Annotated in this window: 17 protein-coding genes and 1 rRNA gene; 3 read left to right on the plus strand and 15 right to left on the minus strand. The window is 69.9% G+C overall.

The features are described from left to right. Nucleotides 1-21: 21 nt before the first annotated feature. From ACFPIH_RS30875 to ACFPIH_RS30895, 5 genes are all read right to left on the minus strand, one after another. Entirely contained in the window at nucleotides 22-1,728 is a 1,707-nt protein-coding gene (locus ACFPIH_RS30875) for a bifunctional uroporphyrinogen-III C-methyltransferase/uroporphyrinogen-III synthase (RefSeq protein WP_381179379.1), read from the minus strand. Next, nucleotides 1,725-2,684, minus strand: a complete 960-nt coding sequence (gene hemC / locus ACFPIH_RS30880; RefSeq protein ID WP_381179382.1) for a hydroxymethylbilane synthase — start codon at nucleotides 2,682-2,684, stop codon at nucleotides 1,725-1,727. Before hemC ends, ACFPIH_RS30875 begins: the two co-directional genes overlap by 4 nt. A 5-nt stretch (nucleotides 2,685-2,689) precedes the next feature. Then, nucleotides 2,690-4,393: a glutamyl-tRNA reductase gene (locus ACFPIH_RS30885; protein WP_381179385.1), complete on the minus strand. Its 1,704-nt coding sequence runs from the start codon at nucleotides 4,391-4,393 to the stop codon at nucleotides 2,690-2,692. Beyond that, a complete protein-coding gene (locus tag ACFPIH_RS30890; RefSeq protein ID WP_381179388.1) occupies nucleotides 4,390-5,166 on the minus strand; it encodes a redox-sensing transcriptional repressor Rex in 777 nt (258 codons plus the stop codon). The genes ACFPIH_RS30885 and ACFPIH_RS30890 overlap by 4 nt, the downstream gene beginning before the upstream one ends. A gap of 255 nt (nucleotides 5,167-5,421) precedes the next feature. Continuing rightward, a complete protein-coding gene (locus ACFPIH_RS30895; protein ID WP_381179391.1) occupies nucleotides 5,422-5,721 on the minus strand; it encodes a glutaredoxin family protein in 300 nt (99 codons plus the stop codon). Between the two features lie 105 nt (nucleotides 5,722-5,826). Here ACFPIH_RS30895 and ACFPIH_RS30900 point away from each other — a divergent pair, with 105 nt between their 5' ends. The 3 genes from ACFPIH_RS30900 (at nucleotide 5,827) to ACFPIH_RS30910 (ending at nucleotide 9,370) form a co-directional block, all read left to right on the plus strand. Continuing rightward, complete coding sequence (locus ACFPIH_RS30900; RefSeq protein ID WP_381179394.1) at nucleotides 5,827-6,762, plus strand: HAD family hydrolase; 936 nt, start codon at nucleotides 5,827-5,829, stop codon at nucleotides 6,760-6,762. Between the two features lie 313 nt (nucleotides 6,763-7,075). Next, nucleotides 7,076-7,855, plus strand: a complete 780-nt coding sequence (locus tag ACFPIH_RS30905; RefSeq protein ID WP_381179397.1) for an ECF subfamily RNA polymerase sigma factor, BldN family — start codon at nucleotides 7,076-7,078, stop codon at nucleotides 7,853-7,855. Nucleotides 7,856-8,104: 249 nt separating this feature from the next. Next, nucleotides 8,105-9,370: a DUF5667 domain-containing protein gene (locus tag ACFPIH_RS30910; protein ID WP_381179399.1), complete on the plus strand. Its 1,266-nt coding sequence runs from the start codon at nucleotides 8,105-8,107 to the stop codon at nucleotides 9,368-9,370. Between the two features lie 198 nt (nucleotides 9,371-9,568). Here ACFPIH_RS30910 and ACFPIH_RS30915 read toward each other — a convergent pair whose 3' ends face one another. The 10 genes from ACFPIH_RS30915 to rrf all read right to left on the minus strand — a co-directional run bounded on the left by ACFPIH_RS30915 (nucleotide 9,569) and on the right by rrf (nucleotide 17,706). Further along, a complete protein-coding gene (locus tag ACFPIH_RS30915) occupies nucleotides 9,569-10,654 on the minus strand; it encodes a lysophospholipid acyltransferase family protein (protein ID WP_381179402.1) in 1,086 nt (361 codons plus the stop codon). A gap of 34 nt (nucleotides 10,655-10,688) precedes the next feature. Continuing rightward, entirely contained in the window at nucleotides 10,689-11,741 is a 1,053-nt protein-coding gene (locus ACFPIH_RS30920) for an NAD-dependent epimerase/dehydratase family protein (protein WP_381179405.1), read from the minus strand. A gap of 304 nt (nucleotides 11,742-12,045) precedes the next feature. Continuing rightward, nucleotides 12,046-12,144, minus strand: coding sequence for a 30S ribosomal protein bS22 (locus tag ACFPIH_RS30925; protein WP_003948845.1), 99 nt, complete (start codon nucleotides 12,142-12,144; stop codon nucleotides 12,046-12,048). A 209-nt stretch (nucleotides 12,145-12,353) separates the two neighbouring features. Beyond that, nucleotides 12,354-12,566, minus strand: a complete 213-nt coding sequence (locus tag ACFPIH_RS30930; protein WP_004984898.1) for a helix-turn-helix domain-containing protein — start codon at nucleotides 12,564-12,566, stop codon at nucleotides 12,354-12,356. A gap of 134 nt (nucleotides 12,567-12,700) precedes the next feature. Next, on the minus strand, nucleotides 12,701-13,516 hold the full coding sequence (locus ACFPIH_RS30935) for a phosphatase (RefSeq protein WP_381179407.1): 816 nt from the start codon (nucleotides 13,514-13,516) through the stop codon (nucleotides 12,701-12,703). 154 nt (nucleotides 13,517-13,670) lie between these two features. Beyond that, nucleotides 13,671-14,843 (minus strand): acetoin utilization protein AcuC, encoded by a 1,173-nt coding sequence (locus tag ACFPIH_RS30940; RefSeq protein ID WP_381179410.1) that lies wholly within the window; start codon nucleotides 14,841-14,843, stop codon nucleotides 13,671-13,673. Beyond that, on the minus strand, nucleotides 14,794-16,017 hold the full coding sequence (locus tag ACFPIH_RS30945) for an MFS transporter (protein WP_381179412.1): 1,224 nt from the start codon (nucleotides 16,015-16,017) through the stop codon (nucleotides 14,794-14,796). The genes ACFPIH_RS30940 and ACFPIH_RS30945 overlap by 50 nt, the downstream gene beginning before the upstream one ends. A 66-nt stretch (nucleotides 16,018-16,083) precedes the next feature. Further along, the gene (locus ACFPIH_RS30950; RefSeq protein ID WP_381179415.1) at nucleotides 16,084-16,815 is read right to left on the minus strand and encodes a VC0807 family protein; all 732 of its coding nucleotides are present in this window, start codon (nucleotides 16,813-16,815) and stop codon (nucleotides 16,084-16,086) included. Between the two features lie 69 nt (nucleotides 16,816-16,884). After that, entirely contained in the window at nucleotides 16,885-17,529 is a 645-nt protein-coding gene (locus tag ACFPIH_RS30955) for an HAD family hydrolase (RefSeq protein WP_381179418.1), read from the minus strand. 60 nt (nucleotides 17,530-17,589) lie between these two features. Beyond that, a 5S ribosomal RNA gene (gene rrf, locus ACFPIH_RS30960) occupies nucleotides 17,590-17,706 on the minus strand.

Raw genomic sequence — 17,706 nt, forward strand, 5'->3', positions numbered from 1 at the left:
ACGGGAGCGCTCCGCCCAGCCTCAGGTAGCCCGCCGCCTGCGCGACCCCGGCCGCCGCTCACTCGGCCGCGTCACCGGATCCCCGGCCTCCAGCGCCGCCGCCCGCCGCCGCAGCCCGTGGTCCGCCAGCGCCTCCGCCAGCTTGTGCACGGACGGCTCCGGAGCCATGACGTCGACCCGCAGCCCGTGCTCCTCCGCCGTCTTGGCGGTCGCCGGGCCGATACACGCGATCACGGTCACGCTGTGCGGCTTGCCCGCGATACCCACCAGGTTCCGCACGGTGGACGACGACGTGAACAGCACCGCGTCGAAGCCACCGCCCTTGATCGCCTCCCGGGTCTCGGCAGGCGGCGGCGACGCGCGCACGGTCCGGTAGGCCGTGACGTCGTCCACCTCCCAGCCCAGCTCGATGAGACCGGCGACCAGCGTCTCCGTGGCGATGTCCGCCCGGGGCAGGAACACCCGGTCGATGGGGTCGAACACCGGGTCGTAGGGCGGCCAGTCCTCCAGCAGCCCCGCCGCGCTTTGCTCCCCGCTCGGCACCAGGTCCGGCTTCACGCCGAAGGCGACCAGCGCCTTCGCCGTCTGCTCCCCCACGGCCGCGACCTTGATACCGGCGAACGCGCGTGCGTCGAGCCCGTACTCCTCGAACTTCTCCCGCACCGCCTTCACCGCGTTGACCGACGTGAAGGCGATCCACTCGTACCGCCCGGTGACGAGCCCCTTCACGGCCCGCTCCATCTGCTGGGGCGTGCGCGGCGGTTCCACGGCGATCGTCGGCACCTCGTGCGGTACGGCCCCGTACGAGCGCAGTTGGTCGGAGAGCGACGCCGCCTGTTCCTTGGTCCGCGGGACGAGGACCTTCCAGCCGAACAGCGGCTTGGACTCGAACCACGCCAGCTGGTCGCGCAGGGCGGGGGCGGAACGCTCGCCGACCACGGCTATCACCGGCCGGCCACCCTCCGCCGAGGGCAGCACCTTGGCCTGCTTCAGCGTCTGGGCGATCGTGCCGAGGGTCGCGGACCAGGTGCGCTGACGGGTCGTCGTACCGGCGACCGTGACGGTCATCGGGGTGTCGGGCTTGCGGCCGGCGGAGACCAGCTCGCCCGCGGCGGCGCCGATCGAGTCGAGGGTCGTCGACACGACGACCGTGCCGTCGGAGGCTCCCACCTCCGTCCAGCAGCGGTCCGAGGCCGTGCGCGCGTCCACGAAACGGACGTCCGCGCCCTGCGCGTCGCGCAGCGGCACACCGGCGTACGCGGGCACGCCGACGGCCGCCGCGACACCGGGGACGACCTCGAAGGGCACACCGGCGGCAGCGCACGCGAGCATTTCCTCCGCCGCGTACGTATCGAGTCCGGGGTCCCCGGACACCGCACGGACGACCCGCCTGCCGCCCCGCGCGGCCTCCATGACAAGATGTGAGGCATCCCGCACAACGGGTACCTCAACGCTTTTTGACGTGCTGTCAACAAGCGTGGGGCCAGGCTTGCCAGTGCCCGGAAGAGGGTCCGAAGAAGGACCGGTTTCCGCGTGCACGACGGCGACGCCGGGTCGCGCGTGCGTCCGTACGACGTCGAGCACCTCGCGCTCGACGACGAGGACGTCCGCGTTCGCCAGCGCCTCCACGGCGCGCAGAGTCAGTAGTCCCGGATCCCCGGGTCCGGCACCCAGGAAGGTGACGTGCCCGTGTTCAGGACCAGCGGCAGGAAAGGCGGTGGGGCTCACTGTGCTCGCTCCCCCATCAGACCGGCCGCGCCCTGGGCGAGCATCTCGGCCGCGAGTTCGCGACCGAGCGCCATTGCCCCGTCGTGTGTCTCGGGCACGGGACCGGTGGTGGACAGCTGCACCATGCGGGTGCCGTCGGTCGTGCCGACGACTCCCCGCAGGCGCATTTCCTTGACAATCTGCCCGTCGGCCAGAAGGTCGGCCAGCGCGCCCACAGGGGCGGAGCAGCCGGCCTCCAGGGCGGCGAGCAGTGACCGTTCGGCGGTGACGGCGACCCGGGTGAAGGGGTCGTCGAGTTCGCCGAGCGCGGCGACGAGGTCCGCATTCGCGGCGGTGCACTCGATCGCCAGTGCTCCCTGGCCGGGAGCGGGCAGAACCGTGTCTATCGACAGGAAGTCGGTGACGTCGTCGAGGCGGCCCATGCGGCTCAGGCCGGCCGCGGCCAGCACCACGGCGTCCAGCTCGCCGTCCCGTACGTACCCGATCCTCGTGTCGACGTTGCCGCGTATCGGGACCGTCTCGATGTCCAGTCCGTGGCCGCGGGCGTACGCGTTGAGCTGGGCCATACGGCGCGGCGAACCGGTGCCGATGCGCGCCCCGCGCGGCAGGTCGGTGAACTTCAGCGCGTCACGGGCGACGATGACGTCGCGCGGGTCCTCGCGCACCGGTACGGCGGCCAGGACGAGGTCCTCGGGCTGCGTGGTCGGCAGGTCCTTCAGCGAGTGAACCGCGAAGTCGACCTCGCCCCTGGCCAGCGCGTCCCGCAGCGCGGTGACGAAGACTCCCGTGCCGCCGATCTGCGCGAGCTGCTCGCGGGAGACATCGCCGTAGGTGGTGATCTCGACGAGCTCGACGGGCCGTCCGGTCACCCGGCTCACGGCGTCCGCGACCTGCCCGGACTGGGCCAGGGCGAGTTTGCTCCGTCTGGTCCCGAGCCTCAAGGCTCTCGTACTCATGCCGCTCATGCCGGCCCTCGGTTCTCTGCGTTCTTCTCGGTGCTGTCCTCGGCCCGGGACACGGCGGCCACCGCCTCGGGGTCGAGGTCGAACAGGGTCCGCAGCGCGTCCGCGTACCCGGCGCCGCCGGGTTCGGCCGCGAGCTGCTTGACCCTGACGGTCGGCGCGTGCAGCAGTTTGTCGACGACGCGCTTCACGGTCTGGGTGATCTCGGCGCGGTGCTTGTCGTCGAGCGCGGGCAGCCGCCCCTCCAGGCGGGCGATCTCGTTCGCCACCACATCGGCGGCCATCGTGCGCAGCGCGACGACGGTCGGGGTGATGTGCGCGGCCCGCTGGGCGGCGCCGAACGCGGCGACCTCTTCGGCGACGATCCGCCGCACCAGGTCCACGTCCGTCGCCATCGGCGCGTCCGCGGACGCCTCCGACAGCGACTCGATGTCGACGAGGCGCACCCCGGCCAGCCGGTGCGCCGCCGCGTCGACGTCCCGCGGCATCGCGAGGTCGAGCAGGCACAGCACCGGTTCGGGGCGCACGAGGGTGGCGACCGGCTCCGGAACACGGCGCTCGGGGATGCGGCCGACGGTGGCGGCGGTGGCGGCGAGCGCGCTGATCAGCTCGGCGTCGGCCTCGGGGCCGCGCCGGGCGGCCGTACGGCGGTCCACGCCGGCGTTGTCGACCCAGGCGGCGTGCTGCTCGAGGGTGGCGGCGTCCATCCCGGCCACGGCGGCCTCGCCCATGACGGAGAAGCCGGGCTGCTGCTGCACGGCGGACAGGTCCAGCGGGCACCCGTCCTCGGTACCGAGGCTGGTGGCCGGCAGGGCCGGTGCCGAAGGGGTCTCCTGGTCGTCGAGGGCGACCGGCGCGCCGGTACGGCGCTCGACCGCCTCGGCGATCCCCTCCGCGGTGAGGACGAGGCCCGTCGCCCCTGTACAGGAGACGGCGACGTCGGCACGTGTCAGCTCGGCCGGCACCGATTCCATCGGGACCGCGCGGGCCGCCACGTCCGTGGTCTCGTCCTCGGTCAGTATCTGGGCGAGCCGTTCGGCGCGGTCGAGGGTGCGGTTGGCGACGACGACCTCGGCGACCCCGGCGCGCGCGAGGGTCGCGGCGGCGAGGGAGGACATCGAGCCCGCCCCGATGACCAGCGCCTTCTTGCCGCGGGCCCAGTCCCGTACGTCACCGCCCGCGGCGAACTGCTCGAGCCCGAAGGTGACCAGCGACTGCCCGGCCCGGTCGATGCCGGTCTCGGAGTGAGCGCGTTTGCCGACCCTGAGCCCCTGCTGGAACAGGTCGTTCATCAGCCGGCCCGCGGTGTGCAGCTCCTGCGCGGCCGCCAGGGAGTCCTTGAGCTGCCCGAGGATCTGCCCCTCGCCGACGACCATCGAGTCGAGGCCGCAGGCCACCGAGAACAGGTGGTGGACGGCGCGGTCCTCGTAGTGGACGTAGAGGTAGGGGGTGAGCTCCTCGAGCCCGACCCCGCTGTGCTGGGCGAGCAGCGTGGACAGCTCGGCGACCCCGGCGTGGAACTTGTCCACATCGGCGTAGAGCTCGATGCGGTTGCAGGTGGCGAGGACGGCGGCCTCGGCGGCCGGTTCGGCGGCGACCGTGTCCTGGAGCAGCTTGAACTGGGCGTCGCTGGAGAGGGAGGCCCGCTCCAGGACGCTCACGGGAGCGCTGCGGTGACTGAGTCCGACGACGAGAAGGCTCATGCCGGCATCACGGCGGGTACGTCCCCGTCGGGTCCCTGGTCGGTGTCGTGCGCGACGACGTCATGGCCGACGGATTCCGGTACGGCCCCGTCGTGGGCCGCGGCGCTCTCCTCGCCGGCCTTGCGCTGCTCGTGGAAGGCGAGGATCTGCAGCTCGATGGAGAGGTCGACCTTGCGCACGTCGACACCGTCCGGGACGGACAGCACGGTCGGCGCGAAGTTCAGGATGGAGGTGACCCCGGCGGCCACGAGCCGGTCGCAGACCGGCTGGGCGGCACCGGCCGGGGTGGCGATGACACCGATCGACACACCGTTGTCGCTGATGATCCGCTCGAGGTCGTCGGAGTGCTGGACGGGAATGCCGGCGACGGGCTTCCCCGCCATCGCCGGATCCGCGTCGATGAGCGCCGCGACCCGGAACCCGCGCGAGGCGAACCCGCCGTAGTTGGCGAGGGCGGCCCCGAGGTTTCCGATGCCGACGATCACTACGGGCCAGTCCTGGGTGAGGCCCAGCTCACGCGAGATCTGGTAGACGAGATACTCGACGTCGTAGCCGACACCGCGCGTTCCGTAAGAACCCAGGTAGGAGAAGTCCTTGCGCAGCTTCGCGGAGTTGACCCCCGCCGCCGCGGCCAGTTCCTCGGAGGAGACCGTGGGTACCGAGCGCTCCGAGAGTCCGGTCAGCGCACGGAGGTACAGCGGAAGCCTGGCGACGGTGGCCTCGGGAATCCCTCGGCTACGGGTCGCCGGTCGGTGAGTTCGGCCAGTTGCCACGGTGCTCCTGCGGGTAGAGCGGGGCTGCGGACGGTCACACGTTCCCAGACCGCCCCGTCGACAGCAGGCTATGTCTTTGTGAACGCGTGCACAAAGATGGTGTCCGATTTGCCCGGGCAACGTGACCGGGGTCACGCGCGTCACACCTGGGCCCGTCCGTGGGGGCAAAACCGACACGCTCCTAGTGAATCCCGCCCCCGAGACCAGACTGCCATCGATCCTAAGCGACGTTCGCTACGGCCTTGTACTACTCGGTCAGTTCTGTCCGGACAGTTCTTTGCGCAGCCGCTTCTCGTCGACGCGCCAGAAGGTGTGCTGACGACCGTCGACGAGAACGACGGGGATCTGCTCCCAGTACCGCTCGTGGAGTCCGGCGTCCTGGGTGATGTCCTTCCATTCCCATGGGGTGCCGAGCTCCCCGCAGACCTTCTCGACCACCGCCTGCGCGTCCTCGCACAGATGACAGTCGGGCTTTCCGATGAGCGTGACCGACCGCTCACGCGGGTCGGCGTCACGGTCGGCGTTACGTCGAAAGAGGGGACTCATGTCGGCCATTCTCACCCCCACCTGGCGCCCCCTTAACGGTCAAGTCGCGGAGAGTTCACACCCTTCGAACCTCGTGGCTCCGGAACCACGGAACAGACTGGCTATGCTCACGCCATGGCCGCTCTCGGATGGCTCACTCCCCGTAGGCGCTCCGCCACGGCGCGGAGCGTGTTGGCAGGCGAGGCCTCGGCGGAGGCCGCCCGCAAGTCCACGCAGGAAGCCCAGCAGGAACAGCAGGTCCCGGAGGAAGGGGCCGAACCGCCGTTCCCCGTGCACGGCGACGTCCTCGCCGCCGCTTTCTTCGACCTGGACAACACCGTGATGCAGGGCGCCGCCCTGTTCCACTTCGGCCGTGGCCTGTACAAGCGCAAGTTCTTCGAGACGCGCGACCTGGTCCGGTTCGCCTGGCAGCAGGCGTGGTTCCGGCTGGCGGGCGTCGAGGACCCCGAGCACATGCAGGACGCCCGCGACTCGGCCCTGTCCATCGTCAAGGGCCACCGCGTCGCCGAACTGATGTCGATCGGCGAGGAGATCTACGACGAGTACATGGCCGAGCGCATCTGGCCGGGCACCCGGGCGCTCGCCCAGGCCCACCTGGACGCGGGCCAGAAGGTGTGGCTGGTCACAGCGGCCCCGGTGGAGATCGCCCAGGTGATCGCCCGCCGCCTCGGCCTGACCGGCGCCCTCGGCACGGTCGCCGAGTCCGTCGACGGCATCTACACCGGCAAGCTCGTCGGCGAACCCCTGCACGGCCCGGCGAAGGCGGAGGCCGTCCGCGCCCTGGCCGCCGCGGAGGGCCTGGACCTCTCCCGCTGCGCCGCGTACAGCGACTCCCACAACGACATCCCGATGCTCTCGCTGGTGGGCCACCCCTACGCCATCAACCCCGACACCAAGCTCCGCAAGCACGCCCACAACCTCGACTGGCGCCTGCGCGACTACCGCACAGGCCGCAAGGCGGCGAAGGTCGGCATCCCGGCGGCGGCAGGAGTCGGCGCGGTGGCAGGCGGCACGGCAGCGGCCATCGCCCTGCACAGGCGACGCCGGTAACTCGACGCGATACCGAAGAGACGGTCGTACCCCCAGGGACGGCCGTCTACTCGCGTTGTCCGCGCACAGCCACAACACGCCCCCGACTGACTCGAAACTCGAACTCTTCCGATCAACAACCGCTCACTCCACGCGACTTGATCGAGCGCCAATCGGCCACAAATACGACGTAATCGAAGTTTTGAGCAACTCGGTGTAGCAGCGCCTGCACGAAGCGTTATTCTCCTCAGACGCAAACCGGAACCCCCCTGTCGCTACGACGGGTGAAAGGTCCCGCACTGCACGTGATGGAAGCTCTGCCTCTGGGAGTCCCGTGTACCCACACGTCGGGGTTGACACCTCGGGCCTGGCTACGCTGCGCGCAAGGGTCGCTACGGTCCAGGACCTGTTGCGCGGCTTCGTCCCCACCGCGTACGCCGTCCCCGCCTTCGCCGGCGCCACACCAACAGGCCCGTGCTACGCACTGGCGGAAAGCAGCGCCGCCGTCGGCAGAAGAGGACGTACAACCGGCGCGACCACCACCCGCCGCCCTGCCGCAGACAGCGACAGCGCCCGGATGATGGACCTCGTCGAACGCGCACAGGCCGGTGAGGCCGAGGCCTTCGGCCGCCTGTACGACCAGTACAGCGACACCGTCTACCGCTACATCTACTACCGCGTCGGCGGCAAGGCGACCGCGGAGGACCTCACCAGTGAGACGTTCCTGCGCGCGCTGCGCCGCATCGGCACCTTCACCTGGCAGGGCCGCGACTTCGGCGCCTGGCTGGTCACCATCGCCCGCAACCTCGTCGCCGACCACTTCAAGTCGAGCCGCTTCCGGCTCGAGGTGACGACCGGCGAGATGCTCGACGCGAACGAGGTCGCGCGCTCCCCCGAGGACTCCGTCCTGGAGTCCCTCTCCAACGCCGCGCTGCTGGACGCCGTACGCCGGCTCAACCCCCAGCAGCAGGAGTGCGTGACCCTCCGATTCCTCCAGGGTCTGTCCGTCGCCGAGACCGCGCGCGTGATGGGCAAGAACGAGGGCGCGATCAAGACCCTCCAGTACCGTGCCGTCCGCACTCTGGCCCGGCTCCTCCCGGACGACGCGCGCTGAGTCCACCCGACTGGCCGCACCTACTGTCGGCCATCCCCAACTCACGTTCAGTGAAAGTCCGTTGACTTCCCGATCCGATCATCCGCCGTCCGTAACCCAAGTGCCGCGCCAGTCGTTGTGCGGGATACAGGCTCCCTGTGGTCACGTCCTGGCCGACCCCGATCACTCGATCGGGGGAAAGCAGTACGGGGCGTGCAACCCCCGAGACCCCCGGGGAGTCGACCGTCATGACGAGAGGAGGTGCCGCCAGTGATCGCGAACGTATCGGCGCACCGGCGGGCGAACGCCTTCGCCCAGGCCCTGGAGGAGCGGTCCGACCCGGACACGCCCGCCCAGGACACGGCGGCCGAGCAGACCGAAGGATCGCCACCGGCACCGGCCGCTGCGGACCAGACCGAGCGGGGCCGCCTCCTGGCCCTCGCGACGAGTCTCGCCGAGCTGCCGAAGCCGGAGTTCGATCCCGCGGTCAAGGTCGTCCAGCGGGCCCAGTTGGTCGCCGCGATGGAGGCCATGCTGCGGGCGGGCACCGCGGGAGGCGAAGCGGACCCTTCGGTACCGGAGCAGCGTTCGCACCGCGCCCGGGGCGCCCACCGGGCGAATCCCCTGGGCAAGTTCCGACCTCGTTCCCGGCTCGCCAAGGGCCTCACCGCGGGCGGCCTGAGCGTCGGCGTCGCCGCGGGAGCCTTCGGCGGAGTCGCCGCCGCGAGTTCCGACGCCCTCCCGGGTGACGGGCTCTACGGACTCAAGCGCGGCATCGAGGACTTCAAGCTCAACTACCTGTCCGACGGCGACGACGCGCGCGGCCGGGGCTACCTCGACCAGGCCTCCACCCGGCTGAGCGAGGCCCGTCGCCTCATGGAGCGTGGCCGCGGCGGCGATCTCGACCACGAGTCCCTCGGCGAGATCCGACGCGCCCTCAGCGGCATGCAGCACGACGCCACCGAGGGCCACCGCCTACTGCACGAGGCCTACGAGCGCGATCCCGACTCCCTCGGCCCCATCCAGGCCCTGGAGGCGTTCTCCCGCTCGCACCGCGAGGCCTGGGGCGCACTGCGCCAGAAGCTGCCCGTCCAGCTGGGCGACGTGAGCCAACAGGTCTCATCGGTCTTCGACGCCATAGACGAAGAGGTCGCCCCGCTCCAGTCCCTCCTCCCCCGCCCCCCGGCCCAGGGCGGCGGAACCAGCAGGCAGGGATCGAACCCGACATCGTCCACCGGCTCCTCGCCGACGGACACCGGCCACGCCACATCTCCCACCAACGACGCCTCCCACCAGGCCGGCACGGGCGACACCGGCAGCAGAAGCCCCGGCAAGCCCTCGTCGTCCACCTCCGACACCGCCGACGACGGCGGCCTCCTCGGCGGCAGCACGGGCGGCCTCCTGGACCCCCCGAAGGACACCGGCACCACGCCCCCGTCCGCCACCCTTCCCACCACCGCCCCCGACGTCACCATCCCCCCGCTCCTCCCCGGCCTCCTACCGGGCCTGGGCATCGACAGCGAGGACACGGAGTAACCCGTACGGCGGTGGGGGCACCCTTCAAAAAGGGTGCCCCCACCGCCGTACGCCTGCCCTGGAAGAACACCGACCGCCGCTGCACCAGCAGCCTGGCCCCTCCTGTCTGCTGCCCTCGCACTGCTGCGCAGGCTTCGCACAGCTGCGCCGGACTCCGTCCGCCGGCCCCCCGCAGACCGGCGCCGCCGACAGGCCCCGTCAGAAGAACACCGACCGCCGCTGCACCAGCAGCTTGTAGAGGGTGTGCTGGATCTGTTCGCGGACCTGGTCGGTCAGGTTGAACATCAGCATCGGGTCCTCCGCCGCCTCCGGCGGATAGCCGTCCGTCGGGATCGGCTCGCCGAACTGGATCGTCCACTTGGTGGGCAGCGGGATCCCACCCAGCGGGCCCAGCCACGGGAACGTCGGCGTCAGCGGGAAGTACGGGAAGCCCAGCACCCGCGCGAGGGTCTTCGCGTTGCCGATCATCGGGTAGATCTCCTCCGCCCCGACGATCGAGCACGGAACGATCGGCGCCCCCTGCCGCAGCGCCGTGGACACGAAGCCGCCCCGCCCGAACCGCTGGAGCTTGTACCGCTCGCTGAACGGCTTCCCGATGCCCTTGAAGCCCTCCGGCATCACCCCGACCAGTTCCCCCGCCCCGAGCAGCCGCTCGGCGTCCTCCGCGCAGGCGAGGGTGTGCCCCAGCTTCCGGGCGAGTTCGTTGACGACCGGCAGCACGAAGACCAGGTCGGCGGCGAGCAGCCGCAGATGCCGGTCGGCGGGGTGATGGTCGTGGACGGCGACCTGCATCATCAGCCCGTCCAGCGGCAGCGTGCCCGAGTGGTTGGCGACGATCAGCGCCCCGCCCTCGGCCGGGATGTTCTCGATGCCCTTCACGTCGACCCGGAAGTACTTCTCGTACACCGGCCGCAGCAGGGACATCAGGACCTGGTCGGTGAGCTCCTCGTCGTAGCCGAAGTCGTCGACCTCGTAGTCGCCCGTGAGCCGCCGGCGCAGGAAGGCCAGCCCGCCCGCGATCCGCCGCTCCAGGCTCCCCTCGTTCCGCCCGCCCGTCACATCCGTCACGGAAACATCATCCTGCGCGTCCGCGCTGGTGGGCAGGGTCTGAACCCCACGGATCTCACCGATCTCACCGGCATCGCCGATCTCACGGACCTGTGCGACCGACTCGCCGTTCACGTTCTTGCGCCGGCTCCCGCCGCCGCGCCGCCGCGGCGACCGCGCCAGGGCGCCCCCACGGGTCCGGTCGTCGTCGAACGGAATGACCTTGGCGTCCGCCATCGTTGCTGCGCTCCTCGGTTGGCGCTAGTCGGCGCTAGTTGGCGCTCGGCGTCGGGGGGTGGGCCAGGCTCAGCGCGGCGATCCGGTCGACCGCCTCCACGACCGCCTCGGGCGGCAGCAGTCCGGGGCCCTGGCTGCGCGCGAAGTCCGCGAAGGTCTCGGCCGTCGTGTACTTCGGCGTGAACCCCAGCGTCTCGCGCATCTGCGTGGTCGACACCACCCGCCCGTGGGTCAGCAGCCGGATCTGCTCGGGCGAGAAGTCCGACATGCCCAGCGTCCGCCCCAGGGACCCCGCCCAGGTGACGGCCGGCAGCAGCAGCGGCAGCGTGGGCCGGCCGAGCCGCCGCGCGCACTGCGACAGCAGCAGCACCCCGTCCCCGGCGATGTTGAACGTGCCGCTGTTGAGCGTGCCCCGCTCGGGCTCGTGGGAGGCGATCCGCAGCACCTCGATCACGTCGTCCTCGTGCACGAACTGCAGCCGCGGGTCGTAGCCGAACACGGTGGGCAGCAGCGGCAGCGAGAAGTAGGAGGCCAGCGGGGTCTCGGCGGTCGGCCCGAGAATGTTCGCGAACCGCAGCACGCACACGGCCACATCGGGCCGCCGCCGCGCGAACCCGCGCACATACCCCTCCACCTCGACCGTGTCCTTGGCGAACCCGCCACTGGGCAGCGACTTGGCGGAGGTGGTCTCGGTGAACACGGCAGGATCCCGGGACGCGGACCCGTACACGTTCGTACTGGACTTCACGACCAGCCGCTTCACACTCGGCGACTTCTGACAGGCACCCAGCAGCTGCATGGTCCCGATGACGTTGGTCTCCTTGACCGTGGTCCGGCTGCCACTGCCCAGCGCGGTCGCCGTCACATCGAGGTGTACGACCGTGTCGGCGCCGGTCTCGGCCAGCACCCGCGCGACGGTGGGCTGCCGGATGTCGGCCTGGACGAACTCGGCCCCGCCGAGATGGTGCTCGGGCCGCACCGCGTCCAGGCCGATGACCCGTTCGACGTCCGGGTCACGCTGAATCCGTCGTACGAACCGGCCCCCCAGCTGACGGGCCACTCCGGTCACGAGCACGACCTTCCCCAAGACCAGCGCCTTCCTCTCGTCCGCACTGATGCACTGCTCGTACCCTGCCGCGTTCCCCGTGTGCGGGCCAACCTATCCGGTCGATGTTGCGCTGCGATGACCACCCGATGCACGAAGTCACGACAACCTCCGGTCATACGACCAGATCAGACCACCTGGCCCATGCTGCCAGTCCAGGCATACGCACGGCGTTCAGCCGACCGCACACCACCCGGACATACGTGTGGCCCCCCGCCGGTCTCCCGGCTGGGGGGCCACACCACGCTTCCGCGACTCGCGTCGGAAGAGAACCTCGAATCAGGTCCTACTTCTTGTTACGACGCTGGACGCGCGTGCGCTTGAGCAGCTTGCGGTGCTTCTTCTTGGCCATCCGCTTGCGCCGCTTCTTGATAACAGAGCCCACGACTACCCTCGCTCACTTCTCATCACTCGGTGCTGGGCGCCATGGGCCCATACGACCTACGAGGGCCTAGCCTACCCGCCCGAGAGCTGAGGTCGTAATCGAGGCCCTTTCGCCGGCCCTTAACGGGCCTTCGAGGGCTCTTCGGTGGCTCTTCAAGGGTCGGAGGGGACCTGAACATGCCCTGGTACAGCCCCCTCCAGCCTCGGCACTCAGGCGGTTTCCACCCCCACATAACTCTCGCGGAGGTACTCGTGCACCGCTTGCTCGGGGACGCGGAAGGACCGCCCCACCCGGATCGCGGGCAGATGACCACTGTGCACCAGCCGGTACACGGTCATCTTCGACACTCGCATCACCGAGGCGACTTCCGCCACGGTAAGGAACTGAACCTCGTTCAGAGGCCTCTCGCCAGCTGCAGCCATGACACACCTGAACCTTCCGCACTCGACTCGACGGCCACCGGCTTCCCCTTCCGGTGACTCTTCGTCGTTGCGTGCTCACTCCCCAATGTAGGGGCGGGTGATGCGAGTGGGGAAGAGGTGCACCCATCGCAGGCCTACTGTGACAGACACGCCCGATTGAGTACGTAGCGGGTCAGCGGCAGGTAGTAATCGGACCGCACACCGTCATCAAGTGGAACGACGGCGGACACGACCCCCTCGGCCTCCCCCACGAACGGCGCGGGATCATCCGTATCCGCCAGCCCGATGGCCTCGAACCCCAGCTGACCTGCCCCGCAGACCCACCCGTGGTCCCCGATGACCAGATCCGGCAGCGGCCCGCCCCGCTCGGCAGCCACCCCCAGCGCCACCCGAACCGGCAGCGGTGAGTGGCTGTGCACAGGGGTCGCACAACCGGCGCATTCACGCTCCGCCTCCCGAACCACCCCAACCCCCCGGACGTAGTCGAGACGGTGTGTACGTAGACCGAACCGGGTCGTTATGTCGACACAGTGACCCTGCGCCGGGGTGAGGACTTCACATCCCTGCGCCGACAAAGCGTCTGCAAGCCCGGCGTAGAACCCCAGCAACCGGTCCGGATGCCCGGTCCCGAACAGCACCGCCCCACCACGCTGGGCAACCACCCGCACCCGCTCGGCGAAGACATCGAGCGCGGCAACGGTCAATTCCGGATCGATCACATCATGCCCGGAAACACATCGAGGATCGGCCGGAACCCCACACCTCTGTGCCATCAGCCCAACCAAATCCCGCTCACCCCACCGCCCTTGCGGATCAATCCCGATCAACACCCGAGGATCCCGAGCCGCGAACAACCGATACCGCCGCAGACTCACCTCCCGAGGAGTCCCCGCCACCCCCGCCAGCCCCACAGCGACGAGATACTCCCGAAGCCCCTCAGCACTCCACACCCCACCGATCCTGACGCCCCATCACCCCGCCCATCCCCCAACCCCGCAAAAACTCCCCACACGGGCTAAGCCCTCGCCCACCTCTCAGCCCACCGAGTCGGGTGGTGGGTGGGCAGAGGCCGGGGTCCGGGGGCGGAGCCCCCGGGAAGGGGGCTCAGGCCAGCAGCCCCCGCAGCGGAAACACCGCCCGCCGAGTCGCCAGTACCGCCTGATCCAACCGGTCCGCGGGGTCGTACCCCGCCTCCCACCCCCGCCACTCCACCGGCCACCGTCCATCGGTCATCCGCACCGGCGCCAGCTGCCGCGTCCGAGCGAACACATCCTGCCGCCAGCTCTCCGGAATCACCGTCTCCGGCGCCACCGGCTTCCCCGCCGCCACCCCCACCAGATGCGCCCACGACCGCGGCACCACATCCACCACCGCGTAACCGCCCCCACCCAACGCGACCCACTTCCCCCCGGCGTACTCATGAGCCAGCTCATGACACGCCACCTGCACCGCCCGCTGCGCGTCCAACGACACAGCCAAATGAGCCAGCGGATCCTCGAAATGCGTATCGGCACCATGCTGCGACACGACCACATCCGGCCGGAAATCAGCGATCAGCTCCGGCACCACCGCGTGAAACGCCCGCAACCACCCCGCGTCCCCGGTCCCCGCCGGCAACGCCACATTCACCGCGGCCCCGGCCCCCGCCCCCGCTCCCGTCTCCTCCGGCCACCCGGTCTGCGGAAACAACGTACGAGGATGCTCGTGCAACGAGATCGTCAGCACCCGAGGATCCTCCCAGAACGCGGCCTGCACACCGTCCCCGTGATGCACGTCCACATCCACATAGGCCACCCGCTCGGCCCCCAGCTCCAACAGCCGCGCGATGGCCAGCGAAGCGTCGTTGTAGATACAGAACCCCGCCGCACCCCCCGGCATCGCATGGTGCAGCCCACCCGAGAAGTTCACCGCGTGCAGCGCGTCCCCCCGCCACACCACCTCCGCCGCCCCCACCGACAACCCGGCGATGACAGCCGACACGTCATGCATCCCGGCAAAGGCCGGATCATCCATCGTCCCCAGCCCGTACGCCCCGTCCGCCGCCCCCGGATCCACGGAAGCCGCCTTCACGGCCTCGACGTAGTCCTCCCGGTGCACCAGCCGCAACGTCGACTCCCCGGCCGGCTTCGCCCGGACGACATCGCACTCCCGGTCGAGCCCGAGAGCACCCACCAGCTTCCGGGTCAGCTCCAGCCGTACCGGATCCATCGGATGCTCCGGACCGAAGTCATAGCCCGTTACTGCCTCGTCCCACATCAGCTGTGTGCGGCCGCTCATGCCCGCCACCGTATACGTCAGGTTGAGCGACGAACGACCTGGCATACACCAACGTCACCAGCACCAACACCATCGGCACCAGCATCGCGCCCCGATAGCTCCAGGTGTCCCCCAGCGCCCCCACCAACGGCGACCCCACGAGAAACCCCACGTAGTTGAAGACATTGAGCCGCGCGATCGCCGCATCGGACGCCCCCGGGAACAGCCTCCCCGCCGCCGCGAACGTCTGCGGCACCAGCACACACAACCCCAGCCCCACCAGCGTGAACCCGCCCATCCCGACCCACGGCCCGGGCGCCACCGCCACCACCGCGAACCCCACCGCCGCGACCACCGCCCCCACCCGCACCACGACCGCCGCCCCCAACCGCCGCACCCCGAAGTCCCCGATGGCCCGCCCGACCAACGTGGTCACCATGTACACGTTGTACGGAACCGTAGAGAGCTGCTCACTGCTCCCCAGCACATCCTTCAGATACTTCGCACCCCAGTTGGAAACCGTGGAGTCCCCGATATAGGCGAAGGCCATCACCAGGCACAACGGCAACAGCATCCGGAAGACAACCCGCCCGCTCTCCCCCTGCTTCCCGGGCGCCTCTTCCCCACCACCACCGGCAGCCCCGTCCACATACCACCGGCTCCCCACCAGCACGGCCGGCAGCAACACCGCCACCACCGGCAGATACGACACCCAGAGCGCGAGATGCCAGTGCGCCCCCGCCCACGCCAGCGAGGCCCCCACGATCCCGCCCAGGCTGAACGCGGCATGGAAACTCAGCATGATGCTGCGCCCGTACGTCCGCTGCAGACTCACCCCGAGCATGTTCATCGAGGCGTCCAGCACCCCCACGCACAACCCGAAGACGGCCAGGGCGATCCCCAGCTCCACCAGCTGGTCCCCCGAGCCCACCCCGACCAGCGCCAGCAGCACCACCGGCTGGGACCAGCGCAGCAGCCGGCTCGCCGGTATCCGCTTCACCAACTGCTCGGTGGTCACACTCCCCACCCCGGCCAGCACCGGCACCGCGGCGAGGAAGGCGGGCAGCCACGCGTCCGAGACGCCGTAACGATCCTGAATGGCCGGGATCCGCGTCACGAGCAGAGCGAACGCGGCGCCCTGCGTGAAAAAGCTGAACGCCAACGAGGCCCTACCGCGCCGCAGCACTTCTGTCATGGCGGCGAGCGTAGGGCCCCGGCGTACTCGTGGGTAGATCCAGCCAAAGATGAATTTCCCTCAGCTTTACCGGGCGAGAGCGACGACCGGCACTCCCGCCTCCTGGCCCTCAGCCTCAACCACGGCCTCCACCTGGGCCTCGTCGGCAAGGATCCCCTGCATGGCCCCGGCGGCAAGCCCCCCACTCACCACCACACCGATCCCGATCGCCACGACCATCACCACGGACCCGAGCCACACCATCGTCTCCACCGGCACCGTGTACGCCCCCACGACCCGCAGGACGCACTCCGCGAGCAGCACCACGCCCCAGACCACCGAGAAGACCCGCTCGCCCCGCAGAAAGGCCGCGGAGCCCTTCGCCCTGCCGTCCATGAGCCGCTCCCAGGCCGCCTCCTTGGCCGCGTCACCCTTCACCAGGAACGGCTTCATCCCGGCGGTCATCATCGGCCGCCCCAGCGCCACCGACACCAGGATCCCGATCCCGACCGTGCTGCTGACCCCACTGTCCTTGGCCAGCATCAGCCGCGGATCCCCGGACACGAAGCTGAGCACCAGCCCCACGACGTTCACCACCAGGATCAGCCCGGCAAGCCCGTTGACCCGCCGCTCCCTGACCAGACTCCACCCGGTCCGCACGACCGGCACCACACTGCTCCAGGCCAGCGCAGCGAAGGTGCTCATCCCGAACGCGTCCTTGAACACGTAGTACGACCCGAGGGGCACCGCCACGTCCACGAGGAGCGGAGCGAAGGCGTTCTTCCCGGCCTGCTTCGTCTGGTGCTGGTTCGTCGTCATGCCCTCAGCCTGGCCGCCGGGAGGGGTCCGCCAGTAGAAACGATCGTCCGGAGCTACGCATGACAATTGTCAGGCCAGCAGCGCCGGCAACTCCCCCATGTCGGAGAAGAGCCGACCCGCACCGGCGAGCTTGGCGGCCGGCGTCATCGCGGTGAACCCGTACACGTCCATCCCGGCCGCGACGGCCGCCTGCACGCCCAGCGGAGAGTCCTCGACGACCGCGCACCGCCCCGGAGCAACCCCCATCCGCTCGGCGGCGTACAGGAACAGATCCGGAGCGGGCTTCCCCTTCCCCACGTCCTGCGAGCTGAAGATCCGCGCCTCCTCGAACCACCGGTCCAGCCCGGTCGTCCGATGCCCCACCCGAATCCGCTCATGACTCCCCGAGGACGCCACGCAGTACGGCACCCCGTCCTCGGCCAGCTTCGCGAGTACGTCACCGACACCCGCCACGGGCTTCAACTCCCGCTCGAACGCGGCGAACACGCGCCCGTGGAAGACATCGTCGAAGTCCGCCGGCAGCCGTTCCCCGGTGCGTTCCTCGACCAGGTCGTGGACACGGTGCATCGCGGACCCCATGTAGTCACGGATGGAGTCCTCGTACGAGGTCGGATATCCCAGCTCGGTGAGGTAGGCGGCGAGCAGCCGGTTCGAAATCGGCTCACTGTCCACCAGGACACCGTCATTGTCGAAGATCACCAAGTCGTAGCGCATACTCAAGACCCTAAACGCAGGAAACCCCCGCACCAACGGTGCGGGGGTTTCCTAAAGATTGTTCGGCGGTGTCCTACTCTCCCACAGGGTCCCCCCTGCAGTACCATCGGCGCTGTAAGGCTTAGCTTCCGGGTTCGGAATGTAACCGGGCGTTTCCCTCACGCTATGACCACCGAA

This window comes from Streptomyces vulcanius (genome assembly GCF_042653945.1).
Classification (GTDB): Bacteria; Actinomycetota; Actinomycetes; order Streptomycetales; family Streptomycetaceae; genus Streptomyces; species Streptomyces mangrovi.

Excerpts from the sequence above, each read along its gene's own strand:
- ACFPIH_RS30915 (WP_381179402.1), bottom strand. The coding sequence starts at position 10,654 with ATGGCGGACGCCAAGGTCATTCCGTTCGACGACGACCGGACCCGTGGG.
- ACFPIH_RS30950 (WP_381179415.1), bottom strand. The coding sequence starts at position 16,815 with ATGACGACGAACCAGCACCAGACGAAGCAGGCCGGGAAGAACGCCTTC.
- ACFPIH_RS30955 (WP_381179418.1), bottom strand. The coding sequence starts at position 17,529 with ATGCGCTACGACTTGGTGATCTTCGACAATGACGGTGTCCTGGTGGAC.
- ACFPIH_RS30945 (WP_381179412.1), bottom strand. The coding sequence starts at position 16,017 with ATGACAGAAGTGCTGCGGCGCGGTAGGGCCTCGTTGGCGTTCAGCTTT.
- ACFPIH_RS30885 (WP_381179385.1), bottom strand. The coding sequence starts at position 4,393 with ATGAGCCTTCTCGTCGTCGGACTCAGTCACCGCAGCGCTCCCGTGAGC.
- hemC (WP_381179382.1), bottom strand. The coding sequence starts at position 2,684 with ATGAGTACGAGAGCCTTGAGGCTCGGGACCAGACGGAGCAAACTCGCC.
- ACFPIH_RS30930 (WP_004984898.1), bottom strand. The coding sequence starts at position 12,566 with ATGGCTGCAGCTGGCGAGAGGCCTCTGAACGAGGTTCAGTTCCTTACC.
- ACFPIH_RS30940 (WP_381179410.1), bottom strand. The coding sequence starts at position 14,843 with ATGAGCGGCCGCACACAGCTGATGTGGGACGAGGCAGTAACGGGCTAT.
- ACFPIH_RS30900 (WP_381179394.1), top strand. The coding sequence starts at position 5,827 with ATGGCCGCTCTCGGATGGCTCACTCCCCGTAGGCGCTCCGCCACGGCG.
- ACFPIH_RS30895 (WP_381179391.1), bottom strand. The coding sequence starts at position 5,721 with ATGGCCGACATGAGTCCCCTCTTTCGACGTAACGCCGACCGTGACGCC.